This window comes from Saccharopolyspora hirsuta, assembly GCF_008630535.1.
Taxonomy (GTDB): domain Bacteria; phylum Actinomycetota; class Actinomycetes; order Mycobacteriales; family Pseudonocardiaceae; genus Saccharopolyspora; species Saccharopolyspora hirsuta.
The window spans coordinates 512,957-528,411 of record NZ_VWPH01000001.1; the positions used below are offsets into that span (position 1 = coordinate 512,957).

At 72.4% G+C, this 15,455-nt stretch carries 14 protein-coding genes; 11 read left to right on the plus strand and 3 right to left on the minus strand.

Annotated features, from left to right (window positions below; genetic code table 11):
- The first annotated feature begins 9 nt into the window (after window positions 1-9).
- From F1721_RS02330 to F1721_RS02350, 5 genes are all read left to right on the plus strand, one after another.
- Window positions 10-1,545 (plus strand): AMP-binding protein, encoded by a 1,536-nt coding sequence (locus tag F1721_RS02330; RefSeq protein ID WP_150064803.1) that lies wholly within the window; start codon window positions 10-12, stop codon window positions 1,543-1,545.
- A 98-nt stretch (window positions 1,546-1,643) separates the two neighbouring features.
- A complete protein-coding gene (locus tag F1721_RS02335) occupies window positions 1,644-2,777 on the plus strand; it encodes a thiolase family protein (protein ID WP_150064804.1) in 1,134 nt (377 codons plus the stop codon).
- A gap of 481 nt (window positions 2,778-3,258) precedes the next feature.
- Window positions 3,259-4,404: an acyl-CoA dehydrogenase family protein gene (locus F1721_RS02340; RefSeq protein WP_150064805.1), complete on the plus strand. Its 1,146-nt coding sequence runs from the start codon at window positions 3,259-3,261 to the stop codon at window positions 4,402-4,404.
- A gap of 291 nt (window positions 4,405-4,695) precedes the next feature.
- Window positions 4,696-5,898 (plus strand): M14 family zinc carboxypeptidase, encoded by a 1,203-nt coding sequence (locus F1721_RS02345; protein WP_211840284.1) that lies wholly within the window; start codon window positions 4,696-4,698, stop codon window positions 5,896-5,898.
- Between the two features lie 116 nt (window positions 5,899-6,014).
- Window positions 6,015-6,887 (plus strand): LysR family transcriptional regulator, encoded by an 873-nt coding sequence (locus F1721_RS02350; RefSeq protein ID WP_150064807.1) that lies wholly within the window; start codon window positions 6,015-6,017, stop codon window positions 6,885-6,887.
- On the opposite strand, the gene F1721_RS02355 is transcribed toward F1721_RS02350, so the two are convergent.
- Complete coding sequence (locus F1721_RS02355) at window positions 6,799-7,752, minus strand: LysR family transcriptional regulator (RefSeq protein ID WP_150064808.1); 954 nt, start codon at window positions 7,750-7,752, stop codon at window positions 6,799-6,801. The two genes, F1721_RS02350 and F1721_RS02355, sit on opposite strands and share 89 nt — an antisense overlap.
- Window positions 7,753-7,998: 246 nt before the next feature.
- On the opposite strand from F1721_RS02355, the gene F1721_RS02360 reads away from it, so the two are divergent.
- Genes F1721_RS02360 through F1721_RS02375 form a run of 4 tightly spaced genes read left to right on the plus strand, consistent with a single transcriptional unit; the run spans window position 7,999 to window position 11,956 of the window.
- Window positions 7,999-8,763, plus strand: a complete 765-nt coding sequence (locus F1721_RS02360) for a crotonase/enoyl-CoA hydratase family protein (protein ID WP_211840285.1) — start codon at window positions 7,999-8,001, stop codon at window positions 8,761-8,763.
- Complete coding sequence (locus F1721_RS02365; RefSeq protein WP_150064810.1) at window positions 8,756-9,415, plus strand: PaaI family thioesterase; 660 nt, start codon at window positions 8,756-8,758, stop codon at window positions 9,413-9,415. The genes F1721_RS02360 and F1721_RS02365 overlap by 8 nt, the downstream gene beginning before the upstream one ends.
- Before the next feature lie 33 nt (window positions 9,416-9,448).
- A complete protein-coding gene (locus F1721_RS02370; protein WP_150064811.1) occupies window positions 9,449-10,984 on the plus strand; it encodes an acyl-CoA synthetase in 1,536 nt (511 codons plus the stop codon).
- A 54-nt stretch (window positions 10,985-11,038) separates the two neighbouring features.
- Window positions 11,039-11,956: an LLM class F420-dependent oxidoreductase gene (locus tag F1721_RS02375; RefSeq protein ID WP_150064990.1), complete on the plus strand. Its 918-nt coding sequence runs from the start codon at window positions 11,039-11,041 to the stop codon at window positions 11,954-11,956.
- 8 nt (window positions 11,957-11,964) lie between these two features.
- Here the strand turns inward: F1721_RS02375 and F1721_RS02380 are convergent, their stop codons facing one another.
- Complete coding sequence (locus F1721_RS02380; protein ID WP_150064812.1) at window positions 11,965-12,657, minus strand: histidine phosphatase family protein; 693 nt, start codon at window positions 12,655-12,657, stop codon at window positions 11,965-11,967.
- 112 nt (window positions 12,658-12,769) lie between these two features.
- Here F1721_RS02380 and F1721_RS02385 point away from each other — a divergent pair, with 112 nt between their 5' ends.
- Together F1721_RS02385 and F1721_RS02390 are read left to right on the plus strand one after the other, a co-directional pair.
- Complete coding sequence (locus F1721_RS02385; protein WP_246154051.1) at window positions 12,770-13,561, plus strand: enoyl-CoA hydratase/isomerase family protein; 792 nt, start codon at window positions 12,770-12,772, stop codon at window positions 13,559-13,561.
- Window positions 13,558-14,442: a crotonase/enoyl-CoA hydratase family protein gene (locus F1721_RS02390; protein WP_150064814.1), complete on the plus strand. Its 885-nt coding sequence runs from the start codon at window positions 13,558-13,560 to the stop codon at window positions 14,440-14,442. Before F1721_RS02385 ends, F1721_RS02390 begins: the two co-directional genes overlap by 4 nt.
- Before the next feature lie 31 nt (window positions 14,443-14,473).
- Here F1721_RS02390 and F1721_RS02395 read toward each other — a convergent pair whose 3' ends face one another.
- A complete protein-coding gene (locus F1721_RS02395) occupies window positions 14,474-15,295 on the minus strand; it encodes a crotonase/enoyl-CoA hydratase family protein (protein WP_150064815.1) in 822 nt (273 codons plus the stop codon).
- Window positions 15,296-15,455 lie beyond the last annotated feature (160 nt).

The window sequence follows — 15,455 nt, forward strand, 5'->3', positions numbered from 1 at the left end:
AGGTCGCACATGCCCGTCGCAGCCGGCGAGCTCGGACTGTTCGCCATCGCGCGCACCGACCCGGACCGCCCGGCGGTGGTGGACGTCGCCGGGCGCTCGGTGAGCTTCGCCCAGCTGGCCGAGCGCGCCAACCAGCTCTCGCACGCCTTCCGGTCGCTCGGGCTGCGCCCTGGCGACTGCGTGGCCGCGGTGGTCCACAACGGACTGCCGTTCTTCGAGCTGCGGCTGGCCACCTGGCAGTCCGGGCTGTACTTCACGCCGATCAACCACCACCTGGCCGAACCGGAGATCGGCTACATCGCGGAGAACTGCGAGGCGGACCTGGTGGTCGTGGACGCGGTGCTGACCGCGCGGTGCGGCCCGGCGCTGGACGCGGCCGGGATCCCGCAGCGGATGCGGTTCGCCGTCGGCGGCTCGCCCGGCTGGCGGGACTACGAGGAGCTGTTCAACGGCCAGCCGCGCACCGAACCGCCCGAGCGGACGGCCGGGGAGCTCATGCTCTACACCTCCGGCACCACCGGTCGGCCCAAAGGCGTGCGGCGCGCGCTGACCGGCCGGGAACCGCAGGTCGCGCCGCACTACCTGGACTTCATGCAGCGCCTGGACATCGAGCCCGGTCGCGGCGTGCACCTGGTGCTCTCGCCGCTGTACCACGCCGCACCCGGTGCTTTCGCCTTCATCGGGCTCAACTTCGGCCACACCGTCGTGCTCAGCGAGCGCGCGAACCCGGAACAGGTGCTGCAGCTCGTCCAGGAGCACCGGGTGACCTCGACGTTCACGGTGCCGACCGTGCTGCACCGGCTGCTCCGGCTGCCCGCCGAGGTGCGCGACCGCTACGACACCTCCAGCCTGCGCAGCGTGGTGCACGCCGGTGCGCCCTGCCCGGTGGAGGTCAAGCGCCGCTGCATCGAGTGGCTGGGCCCGGTGCTCACCGAGTTCTACGGCGCCACCGAGGGATCGGTGACCGCGGTGCGCTCGGAGGAGTGGCTCGCCCGGCCGGGCACCGTCGGGTACCCGCTGTCCGCGGCCGAGGTGCAGATCCTCGACGAGCAGGGCGAGCCGCTGCCCGCGGGCGAGGTCGGCGCGGTGTACTTCCGCAGCGGCATCACCGGGATCGAGTACTTCAAGGACCCGGACAAGACCGCGGCCGCCCGGCACGGCGAGCTCATCACCGTCGGCGACATCGGCTACCTGGACGACGAGGGCTGGCTGTTCCTGTGCGACCGGCGCACCGACCTGATCCTGTCCGGCGGCGTCAACATCTACCCGGCCGAGGTCGAGGCGGCGCTGCTGGCGCACCCGGAGGTCGCCGACGCGGCGGTCGTCGGGGTGCCGGACGAGGAGTGGGGGCAGTCGGTGCTGGCGATCGTGCAGCCCGCCCCGGACGCCGCCGACGGCCTGGTCGAGCGGCTGGGGGAGCACTGCCGCGAGCGGCTGGCCGGGTTCAAGGTCCCGCGGCGCATCGAGCTCCACCCGAACCTGCCCCGCACCGACACCGGGAAGCTGCTGCGCCGCGAACTCCGCGCCCCGCACTGGGGCGGATAGGCGCGGCCTATCCGAACGTTCCACGCTCGATCTTTGCCCGCGGGCAGGGCCGGGTGGTTCATTCGAATCCTGGCCCGCCTCCCAGACAGGAGCAGCACATGAGGGACGCAGTCATCGTCGAAGCCGTGCGCACCCCGGTCGGCAAGCGCAACGGTGCGCTTTCCGGGATCCACCCGGCGGACCTGTCCGCCCGGGTGCTCAACGCCCTGGTGGAGCGCGCCGGGGTTGAACCGGCCGACGTCGACGACGTGGTGTGGGGGTGCGTGAGCCAGGCCGGGGAGCAGGCGGGCAACATCGCGCGGACCTCGGTGCTCGCCGCCGGTTGGCCCGAATCGGTGCCCGCCACCTCGGTGGACCGGCAGTGCGGCTCCAGCCAGCAGGCGGTGCACGCGGCCGCCGCCGGGGTCGTCGCGGGCCACTACGACATCGCGGTGGCGGGTGGCGTGGAGTCGATGAGCCGGGTGCCGATGGGCTTCGCCCGCAAGGGCGTGGACAAGGTGCTGCCCGACTCGGTGCTGGACCGCTACGGGGTGAAGGGCTTCAACCAGGGCATCGGCGCGGAGATGGTCGCCGAGAAGTGGGGTTTCTCCCGCCAGCAGCTCGACGAGTACGCGCTGTCCTCGCACGCGCGGGCGGCCGCGGCCATCGACTCCGGCGCGTTCGACGACCAGCTGGTGGAGCTGCCGGAGCTGAGCGTCGACGAGGGCGTGCGGCGCGGGGGAAGCCTGGAATCGCTGGGCAAGCTCAAGACGGCGTTCCGCGAGGACGGCGTGATCACCGCGGGCAACGCCTCGCAGATCTCCGACGGCAGCGGCGCGCTGCTGATCACCACCAGCGACGTCGCCCGCGAACGCGGCCTGCGGCCGATCGCGCGGGTGCACACCGCGGTGCTGGCCGGTGACGACCCGGTGATGATGCTGTCCGCGCCGTGGCCCGCCACGCACAAGGCGCTGCGCAAGGCGGGGCTCGGCATCGACGACATCGGCGCCTTCGAGGTCAACGAGGCGTTCGCCCCGGTCCCGCTGGCCTGGCTGGCCGAGACCGGCGCGGACCCGGCGCGGCTGAACCCGCTGGGCGGGGCGATCGCGGTCGGCCACCCGCTGGGCGGTTCCGGCGCGGTCCTGATGACCCGCCTGGTGCACCACATGCGCGCCAACGGAATCCGCTACGGCCTCCAGACCATGTGCGAGGGCGGCGGCATGGCCAACGCCACCATCCTCGAACTCCTGTGATCGGAGGTTCTGACTCCGTCGTCGGTGCGATTTCATTGAGGTTTTTCCAACCTCGTTCTGCGTGGCGGTGCAAGTGGCGGAACCTCAGCGCCCGCCTGGCTGTGGGTGCCCTGACTGATGTATGACCCGATACACGGCGTCAGGGCCGTCCTCGCCGGAAGGAACCCCGGAGGGGTGGGCACCGTGAACCCGCGGCGGTGCAAGTTGCGAGGGTGGGTTATGCGCCTGCGGCGCATGCGACACCTGCCGACCGGTGCAGTTCGCCCTTCGCGGCTGCGGTCCACGGGCAGGATGAACAAGTTCCATGGAAATCGGACCTTCGAGTGCAATGGAAATCGCGGCCGGTCGGTGCGCCGGGACCCGACACGCCGACGGCTGTGGACGACTTCCCGCGATTTCCATGGAAATCGGACCTCTGATTTCCATTGAAATCGCGTGACCCGGGCTCGGGAGCAGCGTTCGAGAGGACTAGGAGGGGCGGATGCGCAGCACCGCTTACGGGGCGGAACACGAGGCGTTCCGCGAGGTCGTGCGGGACTTCCTGGCCAAGGAGGTCGTGCCGCACTTCGCAGACTGGGAGAAGGCCGGGCTGGTGCCCCGCGAGCTGTTCCACAAGGCGGGCGCGGTCGGCATGCTCGGGTTGCAGGTGCCCGAGGAGTACGGCGGCGGCGGGACGAGCAGCTTCAAGTTCAACGCCGTCATCACCGAGGAGACCGCCCGCGCCGGGGTTTCGCTGGGCGGCTTCAAGGTGCACACCGACGTCGTCGTGCCGTACTTCATCTCGCTGTGCGACGAGGAGCAGAAGCAGCGCTGGCTGCCGGGGCTGGCCAGCGGTGAGCTGATGAGCGCCATCGCCATGACCGAACCCGGCACCGGCTCGGACCTGGCGGGCATGGCGACCACCGCCACCCGCGAGGGCGACCACTACATGCTCAACGGCGCCAAGACGTTCATCACCGGCGGCCACAACGCCGACCTGGTGATCGTGGTGGCCCGCACCGGCCAGGGCGACGACCGCCGCGACGGGCTGTCGCTGCTGGTGGTGGAGCGCGGCATGGAGGGTTTCAGCCGGGGCCGCAACCTCGAGAAGCTCGGGCTCAAGGCGCAGGACACCGCGGAGCTGTTCTTCGACGACGTGCGGGTCCCGGCGGCGAACCTGCTCGGCGAGGAGGGCCGCGCCTTCCAGTACCTGGGCGCGAACCTCCCGCAGGAGCGGCTGGGCATCGCGGTGTCCGGTCAGGCCGCGGCGGAGGCGGCGCTGCGCATGACGCTGGACTACGTGCAGGAGCGCAAGGTCTTCGGCAAGCCGTTGGGCAGCTTCCAGAACAGCAAGTTCGAGCTGGCCGACTGCGCGGTGCGGATCGAGGCCGGGCGGGCGATGCTGGACCGCGCGCTGGACGAGCAGGAGGCGGGGGAGCTGACCGCGGCCGACGCGGCGAAGGTCAAGGTGTACTGCACCGAGCTCCAGTCCACAGTGGTCGACCGCTGCCTGCAGCTGCACGGCGGCTACGGCTACATGCTGGAGTACCCGATCGCCCGCATGTACGCCGACGCCCGCGTGACCCGCATCTTCGGCGGCACCACCGAGGTGATGAAGACCATCATCGCCAAGGACCTCGGCCTCTGACGCGGTTCCGAGCACCGCGGAATGCATCGCTCAGGGCGGAAATGCCTTCGCAGCCGGCAATTGACTCGCCGGTGACGCGAACTTAGAGTCCCCAGCTGTGATCCCGGCCGATCGGGTGGTCCCGGGAGCGCAGTCAGGACGATCCGCGCCTGGGCGTTGCCAGGCCGCTCGGTAGTGCGACGTGCTCGGAACGCGGCGGGATCGTGCGCCGGAACCGCGGGCGTCGCAGCAGCTTGCGATCCGCGAACGGAGATGCGCACTGTGAGTCGAATTCCGCGTTGGAGAAGGTCGTTGGCCCTGGCAGCCGCCAGCTCGGCGGCGGTGGCCGGACTCGCCGCACCGGTGCAGGCGGCACCGCCGGACGGGCCGGATCAGGGGCCGTGCAAGACGTTCGACGATCCGCAGTGGAGCGGGTGGACCGATCACGCAGAGCTGGACGAGAAGCTGCGGAGCATCGAGAGCACCTCGGCCGGTCGGGTCCGCGTGCAGCAGATCGGCACCAGCAAGCAGGGCCGCGAGCTGTGGTCCGCACGAGTCGGCACCGGCGAGCGGGTGCTGATGGTGCAGAGCGCGATCCACGGCAACGAGCGGACCGGGACCGAGGCGCTGCTCGGCATCCTGAAGGACCTCGGCACCAGCCGGGACGCGGCCACCGAGCAGCTGCTGTCGTCGGTCACCCTGGTGGCGCTGCCGATGGTGAACCCCGACGGCGGGGAGCTCAACCGGCGCATGAACGTGGTCCCGTGGGAGCAGGTGGTGGCCGACCACCCGCAGCTGGCCGGTGCGCCGACGGCCTGGTACCACAGCCCGAGCGGGGACGGGATCGACCTGCCGGGCTTCGACCTCAACCGGGACTTCAACCCCGACCTGGACTACGTGCCCGATCCGGCGGACCTGCCGGGCGAGCAGACCGACGCCGGGTTCTTCCTGTCGCCGGAGTCGCGCGCCATCCGCGACACCTACCTGGCGCTGCGCGACGAGTTCGGCGCGGTGGACGCGGTGGTGGACCTGCACCACATGGGTCCGTGCGGGCGCACCACGGGCGGGCCGCAGGACGGCAAGCTCATCTCGGTCGCGCTGGACTACCCGCCGCTCGGCGTCGGCGACGGGGCGGCGTACCAGGAGGAGTACCCGCTGCTCGACCAGGACAAGTCGCGTCGCTACGCGCTGTCCGTGGCGCGCGGCATCCAGGCCGCCTACGGCACCCAGTCGCCGTTGGCCGGGGTGGGGCGGTACCTGCACCCGGACGAGCGCGAGTACGCGGGGCAGGGCCGTTCGGCGTTCGCCCTTAACGGTTCGGCGACCGTGCTGTTCGAGGTCCGCGGTCAGCAGGACGACCTCGGGCAGAAGCAGCGCGGCATGCTCGTCCAGTCGGTGCGGACCGGCGTCGAGTCGCTGATCGCCGCGATGGCCTCGGGCGAGGTCGACCGCGTCGACGGCGACGAGTTCTTCGCCCTGCCCGACTACGGCTGGGACACCGCCGCGACGGACTGAGCGGGGCGCCGCCGATTTCGCGCGGAATCGGCGGGGGGAGCGGTGGCGGTTTCGCGCGAATCCGCCACCGCTCCGGGGCTGGTCGTCGGGCGGGGCGGGCTGTATAAGCTGCCGGGGTGGAGCTGCACCAGGTCGAGTACTTCCTGGCGGTCGTCGATCACAACGGCATCAACGCCGCGGCGAGCGCGCTGCAGCTGGCGCAGCCCACGGTGTCGCAGGCCATCCGCGGGCTGGAGCGGGACCTGGGCGTCGAGCTGTTCCACCGGATCGGGCGCGGCATGGTGCTGACCTCGGCCGGGCAGGCCTTCGTCGGTCCGGCCCGGCAGATCCTGCGGGACGTCGTCGCCGCCGAGGGCACGCTGGTGGACGCGGCCGGGTTGCCGCGCGGGCGGCTGGACATCCACGTCGCCGCCTCGCTGGCGGTGCACCCGGTGGCGCAGCTGGTCGGCCGGTTCCGGCAGCGCTACCCGAACGTCTCGCTGCGGCTGGCCGAGCTGCGCGACGAGGAGGCCGGTGCGGCGCTGATCCGCGAGGGGCACTGCGAGATCGTGTTCACCAACCTGCCGGTCCCGGCCTCGGACCTGCAGGTGGAGGAGCTGGGCGGGCACGAGTTCTGGTTGGTGTTCCCGCCGGGCACCGACGTCCCGGCGAAGGACCCGCTGCCGCTGGCCGAGCTCCCGGACCTGCCGCTGGTGATCGTGCCCAAGAGCACCGGCCGCACCGCCATCGAGAAGGCGCTCAGCGCGGCCCGCAAGCGCACCCGGCCGTCGGCGGTCGTGCAGCACCGCGAGTCGATGCTGCCGTTCGTGCTGGCCGGGGTCGGCGGCACCGTGCTCGCCCGGCCGATGGCCGAGCAGGCCGCCGCGCGCGGGGCGATCGTGCGGGCGGTGGACCCGCCGATCAACCTCGGCTACGGGGTGCTCTACGACCCGGCGGTGCTTTCCCCTGCGGGTCGGGCGTTTCTGCGGATGGCTCGGACTCCGCGCTGACCCCGGCGACCGCCAGGAACGCCTCGGCGGCGGGCGAGAGCGGTCCCGGCCGGTGCACGAAACCCACGCTGCGCCGCAGTTCCGGCGTCGTGGAGCGCAGGACGGCGCCGGGCAGTTCGCGCTCGGCCAGGTTGCGGGGCAGGAAGGTGGCGCCCGCGCCGTGCGCGACCAGGTCCCAGATCGCCTGCCGGTTGGCCGATTCCACCGCGACGGTCAGCGTCGAGATGTCGAGCACGTCGTCGACCAGGGTGCGGGTGTCGGTGAACTCCAGGACCAGCGGGATGCCCGCGACCGCGGACAGCGGCACCGGGTCGGGCAGCGGCTCGGCGAGCTTCGGCGGCAGGGCCAGCACGATCTCCTGGGTGTAGAGCTCGCGGGTGCGCAGCGACGAGCCGCGCGGCCCGGTGCTGCGCGGGGGCAGCTTGGTCAGGCCGAGCTCGGCGCGCCCGCGCCGCACCTCGTCGACCACGCGCGCCGAGCCGCCGGGGTCGACGACGTTGAGCAGCACGCCCGGGTGGCGCCGGTGGAACTCGCCGGCGAGCTCGGGCAGCGGGTGCGCGGCCAGGGTCGCCAGCGCGGCGATGTCGAGCTGCCCGCTGCCCAGCGCGCGCACCTCGTGGGCGGCGCTGCGGGCGCGCTCGACGTCGCGGAGGATCCGGCGGGCGGGGGCGGCGAACGCCTCGCCGTCGGGGGTGAGCACCAGCTGGCGGCCGGTGCGGTGGAACAGCTGCACGCCGAGCTGGCGCTCCAGGCTGCGGATCGCCTGCGACAGCGAGGGCTGCGCGATGTAGAGGGCCTGCGCGGCCTTGGTGACGCTGCCGTGGTCGACGACCGCCACGAAGTACTCCACCAGCCGCAGATCCATCCGCGAAGAATACGAATCCGGCCAGCCGAACGACCACCCGGCCACGAGCGTGGATCTGCAGTTTCAATTGAAACCGTGATCCCCACCCGCGGCGATTCGCAGTTTCACTTGAAACTGCGGGCCATTGGTCCCGGCTATCGGTGCGTGCGATGTTCGGTCTGGGTCATACCGGCCGGTCGGTCTGGACCTGGGCTGCTCGGCGGGCGATACTGGGGCCGCCCTGGCCCGAGACCGGAGGAGATGCACGTGGGTGACAGCGTCCTGACCGAGATCGCCGACGGCGTCGCCGTCATCACGATCAACCGGCCCGAGGCCCGCAACGCGGTGGACCGCACGGTCGCCGAGGGACTGGCCGCCGCCATCGACGAGCTGGAAGAGCGCTCCGACGCGGTCATCGGGATCCTCACCGGCGCGGGCGGGACCTTCTGCGCGGGCATGGACCTCAAGGCCTTCACCCGCGGCGAACGCCCGTCCATCCCGGGCCGCGGCTTCGGCGGGGTCACCGAGCGCCCGCCGTCGAAACCGCTGCTCGCCGCGGTCGAGGGCTGGGCGCTGGCCGGGGGCTGCGAGCTCGCGCTCAGCTGCGACCTGATCGTGGCCTCGCGGGAGGCGAAGTTCGGGCTGCCCGAGGTCAAGCGCGGTCTGGTCGCCGCCGCCGGAGGTCTGCTGCGGCTGCCCAAGACCTTGCCGTACCAGCTGGCGATGGAGGTCGCGCTGACCGGCGACCCGCTGACCGCCGAGGTCGCCCACGCCCACGGGCTGGTCAACAAGCTCACCGAACCCGGCGAGGCGCTCGACGGGGCGCGCGAGCTGGCCGCGCGGGTGGCGGTGAACGGGCCGCTGGCCGTCCGCGCCACCAAGCAGATCGTCTCCGGGGCGGTGCGGTGGACCGACGCCGAGGCCTTCGCCGAGCAGGCCGAGATCGCCGCGCCGGTGTTCACCTCCGCCGACGCCCAGGAGGGCGCGCGGGCGTTCGCCGAGAAGCGCAAGCCGGTCTGGCGGGGTGAGTGACCCGGTGGACGTCGACGACGACCTGGCGCAGCGCCGCCGGGCCGCGCGGGAGCTCGGCGCCGCGCTGCGCGAACTGACCGATGCCGCGGTGTCCACCGAGGTCGACGCCGCGACCCTGACCGACCTCGCCGAGCAGGTCCGCGCGCTGGTCCCGCCGCTGACCGCGGCCAGCCGCGTGCGCGGCGAACCGGCCACCGTCGACGGCGGGCAGCGCGCGCGCCGGATGTACAACCCCGCTTCGGGCCCGGGCAATCCGATCGCGCCGCCGATGAAGGTGGAGATCGTCGACGGCACGGCGATCGGCCGGTGCACGCTCGGCCTGGCCTACGAGGGGCCGCCCAGCTACGGGCACGGCGGCATCAGCGCCCTGCTGCTGGACCAGATCCTCGGACACGCCCACTCCACGCGCGGCAAGCACGGCATGACGGTCAAGCTCGCCCTGCGCTACCGGCGCCCGGTGCCGCTGCAGACGCCGCTGCGCATTGTCGGCCGGGTGGAGCGGGTCGACGGCCGGTGGACGGAGTCGGTCGCCACGATCAGCACCGAGGACGACCCGGACACCGTGCTGGTGGAGGCCCGAGGTGTTTTCGCGGTGCCCAGCGCCGAGCAGGCCAAGCGGCTGTTCGGGGAGTTGGAGCGCCTCGTGAGGTGAGCAGCGGGTGCCGATGGTTCAAGGAGGAGCCGCATGTACCCAGGAGTCCACGCCGCGACCCACCCCGACCGGCCGGCGCTGATCATGGCCGGGTCCGGTCGGCGCCTGACCTACCGGGAACTGGACGAGCGGTCGCTGCGGCTGGCCGACCGGCTGCGCTCCGCGGGCCTGGGCAAGGGCGACGTGGTCGCGCTGCTCAGCGACAACTCCCCGCAGGCCTTCGAGGTCTACTGGGCGGCGCTGCGCTCGGGCATGTACGTGTGCGCGGTCAACAGCCACCTGCAACCCGCTGAAGCCGCTTACATCGTCAACGATTCCGGGGCCAGCGCGCTCGTGGTGTCGGCGGGGCTGGGGGAGCTCGCCGAGGCGGTTTCCGGTCAGGTGCCCGGCGTCGGGCTGCGGCTGGCCTACGGCGGTTCCGTGCCGGGCTTCGACGACTACGAGCAGGCGCTGGCCGCGGCCTCCACCGAGGTGCCCGCTTCGCAGCCGTGCGGCGCTGACCTGCTCTACTCCTCCGGGACCACCGGGCGGCCCAAGGGGATCAAGCCCGCCTTGCCCGACCGCGAGGTGCACGAGCCGGGAAACCTGCTGGTCGACCTGATGCACGGGGTGTTCGGGTTCGACGAGGACACCGTCTACCTCTCCCCGGCGCCGGTCTACCACGCGGCACCGCTGCGGTACTGCGCCGCGGTGCACGCGCTCGGCGGGACCGTGGTGATGATGGAGCGGTTCGACCCCGAAGCGGCGCTGCGGGCGATCGAGCGCTACGGCGTCACGCACAGCCAGTGGGTACCGACGATGTTCGTCCGGATGCTGAAGCTGGACGAGCAGGTCCGGCAGCGCTACGACCTGTCCAGCCACCGGATGGCGGTGCACGCCGCCGCGCCCTGCCCGGTCGAGGTCAAGCGCGCGATGATCGACTGGTGGGGGCCGATCCTGCTGGAGTACTACGCCTCCACCGAGGGGATCGGCATGACGATGGTCGATTCCGCGCAGTGGCTGGACAAACCGGGCTCGGTCGGCCGCGCGGTGCTGGGCGAGGTGCACGTCTGCGACGAGGCCGGGGACGAGCTGCCCGCCGGTGAGGTCGGCACCGTCTACTTCGGACGCGAGGAGATCGGCTTCGAGTACCTGGGGGACCCGGACAAGACCCGGGCGGCCAGGCACCCGGAGCACGACAACTGGGCCACGGTCGGCGATCTGGGCTACCTGGACGAGGACGGCTTCCTGTTCCTCACCGACCGCAAGGCCTTCATGATCATCTCCGGCGGGGTGAACATCTACCCGCAGGAGGTCGAGGACGTGCTGGTGCTGCACCCAGCGATCCTCGACGTCGCGGTGTTCGGGGTGCCCGACGAGGAGATGGGCGAAGCGGTCAAGGCCGTGGTGCAACCGGCGCCCGGCGCGGAACCGGGCCCGGACCTGGAGCGGGAGATCCTCGCCTACGCCCGGGAGCGCGTCGCGCACTACAAGGTGCCGCGCAGCGTGGACTTCGCGGCCGAGCTGCCGCGCACCCCCACCGGCAAGCTCGTCAAGGGAAAGCTCAAGGCGCGCTACGCGCCGTCGTGATCGAAGGGATCGTCAGTGCAACGACGTTGGGGCATCACGGTGCCGTTCCAGGGCATGCCGCTGGCCGAGCAGCGCGACCTGATCGCCGAACTGCCGGATCTGGGCTTCACCGACGTGTGGTCGTCGGAGTCGAACGCCGCCGACGCGTTCACGCCGCTGGCGCTGGCCAGCGCGTGGGCCCCGCAGCTGCGGCTGGGCACCGCGATCGTGCCGGTCTACACCCGGGGCCCGGCGACGCTGGCGATGAGCGCCGCGACGCTGGCCGCGGCGGCCCCCGGCCGGTTCGCGCTGGGCATCGGCACCTCCTCCAACGTGATCGTCTCCAGCTGGAACGGCATCCCGTTCGAGGAGCCCTACAAGCGGGTCCGCGACACGCTGCGGTTCCTGCGCAAGGCCTTGAGCGGGGAGAAGGTCACCGAGTCCTACGACACCTTCCAGGTCCGGGGCTTCACCGCCGGGCTGGTCGCCGACCCGGTGCCGCCGCTGCTGGTCGCCGCGCTGCGGCCGGGCATGCTGCGGCTGGCCGGTCGCGAGGGCGACGGCGCGATCATCAACTGGCTCTCGCCCGACGACGTGCGCACCGTCGTCCCGCACGTGCACGAGGGCGGTGCGGGCAAGGAAATCGTGGCGCGGATCTTCGTCATGCCCGACACCGACGCCGACACCGCTCGCGCGATCGCGCGGCGGCAGATCGCGGCGTACATGAACGTGCCGGTGTACCGGGCGTTCCACGAGTGGCTGGGCCGCGAGGAGCTCACGCCGATGTGGCAGGCCTGGGACGCCGGGGACCGCAAGGCGGCGCTGGCGGCGATCCCGGACAGCGTGGTCGACGACCTGGTGGTGCACGGCCCGGCCGAGCACTGCCGGGAACGCGTCCAGCAGTACGTCGACAACGGCGTGACCACCCCGGCCATCGCGGTCCTGCCGCAGGGCGACCCGGTCGACGCGGTCCGCGCGCTGGGCCTGAAGTGACCCGGCGGTCAGCTCAGCGCGGCGGCCTGCGCGGTGAGGTCGGCGCCCAGGTGGGCGGAGTCGTTGAAGCTGCGGACGATCCAGCGGTCCGCGGTGACCACCAGCCGGGAGATCGAGCCGTTGTCGGCGCCCAGGAATGCCAGCGGGCGGGATCCGGTGGCCAGCGCCAGGGCCTGGCCGATGACCCCGCCGTGGGTGAACACCGCGATCCGCTGGTCCGGGTGCGCCGCGGCCAGGCGCTCGATCGCCCCGCGCACCCGGTCGCCCAGCGCCTCGACGGACTCCGCGCCGGGGATGACGTCCCAGCGCTGCTCGGCGTGCATCCGCTGGATCACCGGGTCGTTCGCGGCGACCTTCTGGCGGAACAGCCCGCCCTCCCACTCGCCGAGGTGCACCTCGCGCAGGTCCGGTTCGACCTGCGGGGTCAGGCCGAGGCGGGCCGCCAGCGGCGCTGCGGTCTGGACGGTGCGGCGCAGCGTGGTCACGTAGATCGCGTCCAGGTCCGCGTCGGCCAGCCGCTGCGCGACGCGCTCGGCGTGCTCCCGGCCCTGCGGGGCCAGCTCCGGGTCGCCCTGCCCGTCGACCAGCGGGAACGGCCGGTCGGGGCGGGCCGGTGCGGATTCGCCGTGCCGGATCAGCAGGATGTCGGCGGCCCCGGCCGGGACCGAGAACCGGGACTGCCGGTACTCCACTTCGGACATGCTGGCTCGCTTCCCTGGGGATCTGGGTCCACCCGGACCCTTCCAGCGCGCCAGGTGGTTTTCAAGTCGTTCCCGAGGTGCGGTTCGCGCCGCACCGGTACCGAGGCGGTGGGTGAGCAAAGTGGATGGTGACGAGGTCCTGGTGACCCAGGACGGCGCCGTGCTGACGGCCACGATCAACCGGCCGAGGCGCAAGAACGCGCTCGACACCGCGGCCTGGAACGGCCTGCACGAGGCGGTGGCGAAGGCGGCGGCGGACGACAGCGTGCGCTGCGTGGTGATCACCGGCGCGGACGGCGACTTCTGCGCGGGCGCGGACCTCAGCGGCGATCGCGGCGGGCAGCACCCGCTGCACCGGATGCACGGCATCAACGACATCGCGCTGGCGCTGCACGAGCTGCCGAAGCCGTCGGTGGCCAAGGTGCGCGGCGTGGCGGTCGGTGCCGGGTGGAACCTGGCGCTGGGCTGCGATCTCGTGGTGTGCACCCCGGACGCGCGGTTCTCCCAGATCTTCGCCAAGCGCGGGTTGTCGCTGGACTTCGGCGGTTCCTGGCTGCTGCCGCGGATCGTCGGGATGCAGCAGGCCAAGCGGTTGGCGCTGCTCGGCGAGATCATCGGCGCCGAGGAGGCGCACGAGCTGGGTGCGGTGACCTGGGTGCGGGAGGACGCCGAGATCGACGGTTTCGTCGCCGACCTCGCCGAGCGCCTCGCGCAGGGGCCGCCGATCGCGCTGGCGCAGAACAAGCAGATGCTGCACGCGGGCAGCCACCAGAGCCTCCGGGAGGCGCTGGAGAACGAGGCCCGCGCGCAGGCGATCAACTTCGCCACCGACGCACCGGCCGCGCGGACGGCGTTCGTGAACAAGACCGAACCGGAGTTCACCGGGGAGTGGATGGTGCGATGAGCTACGCCCAGATCGCCTACGAGGTTTCCGAAGGCATCGCCACGATCACGCTGAACCGGCCGGACAAGCTCAACGCGTTCACCCACGTGATGCGCGACGAGCTGATCGACGCCTTCGGCGCCGCCGACGCCGACGACGAGGTCCGCGCGGTGATCGTCACCGGCGCCGGGCGCGGGTTCTGCGCCGGGGCGGACCTGAGCGCGGGCGCGGACACCTTCAACGCGAGCGCGAACGACGAGCGGGCGGAGTCCCGGTGGTCGGCGGGCCAGATCGACGGCGTGCCGCGCGACGGCGGCGGCACGGTGGCGCTGCGCATCGCCGAGTCGCGCAAGCCGGTGATCGCCGCGTTCAACGGACCGGCGGTCGGGGTGGGCGTGACGATGATGCTGCCCGCCGACATCCGGCTGGCCGCCGAGTCGGCTCGGTTCGGCCTGGTCTTCGCCCGGCGGGGCATCCTGCCGGAGGCGGCCTCGACGTGGTTCCTGCCGCGCGTGGTCGGCATCTCCCAGGCGATGGAGTGGGTTGCCACCGGGCGGGTCTTCGACGCCCAGGAGGCGCTGTCCGGGCGGCTGGTCTCGCACGTCGTGCCGGACGACGACCTGCTGCCCGCCGCTCGCGGCATCGCCCGCGAGATCGCCGACAACACCTCGGGCATCTCGGTCGCGGTGTCCCGCCAGCTGCTGTGGGGCATGCTCAGCGCGGACTCGCCGTGGGAGGCGCACCGCCTGGACTCCAAGGCGATCAACCACCTCGGCGCGGCCCCGGACGCGGCCGAGGGCGTGTCGGCGTTCCTGGCCAAGCGCCCGGCCGAGTTCCCGATGAAGGTCAGCACCGACTACCCCGACTTCATCCCGCCGTGGCCGCCCCGCCCGGAGCGGTGAGGGACACCCGTGCCCCTCACCGCGGACGCCGTCAGGCGGGATCGGTGAACTCCGGGGCGCGCTCGTCCAGGTTCGCGCGGACCGCCTCGGTCTGGTTGGGGCTGCCGATGAGGGCGTTGATCGCCTCCTGCTCGGCGGCGAAGCCCTCGGCCAGGGAGGTGCGGCCCGCCATGTCGAGCAGCTGCTTGGAGCGGCGGATCGCGTCCGGGCTCTTGGTCGCGATCTCGCGGGCCAGGTCGAGGGCGGCGGCCAGCGGATCGTCCTCGACCCGGGTGGCCAGGCCGAGTTCGGCGGCCTCGGTGCCGCTGACGATGCGGCCGGTGAAGGTCAGCTCCTTGGCGACGTCGCGGCCCACCAGCTCCGGCAGCAGCTGGGTGCCGGTCATGTCCGGGGCCAGCCCCCACTTGATCTCCATCACCGACAGCCGCGCGTCGGCCGCCACCAGCCGGATGTCCGCGCCCAGCGCCACCTGCAGGCCGCCGCCGAAGGCCGCGCCGTGCACCGCGGCGATCACCGGCACCGGGATCGTCGTCCACACGTGCGCCGCCTGCTGGCCGCGGGACTTGGCCGGGCCGACCGGTTCGGTGGTCGCCGCGCGCCGTTCGGGGGACCGGCCGCCGTCGGCCATCTGCCGGAAGTTGCCGAAGTCCAGCCCGGCGCAGAACGCGCGGCCCTCGCCGGAGAGCACCACGGCGCGCACGCTCCGGTCCTCGCGCAGCCGCAGCCCGGTGGCCACGAGCGCCTCGAACATGGCCTGGTCCAGCGCGTTGAGCTTGTCCGGTCTGCTCATCCGCACGTCCGCCACGCCGTCGGAGATGGTGCAGCTGACCCGTTGCTCGGCCGTTGTGGTCACGGAACCTCCTGGTGTGCGGCGGTGTTCTCCCGCTCTGCGGCGATTTCCCGCGCGGCACCGGGAACATCCCCTTGTGCTCGCCGCGCGATCGAGCCTAGTGTCACCGAAAGCGCGCTCGCGCGGAACCTCCTCGTGTCATCCACTGTGGACTAATCAGTTC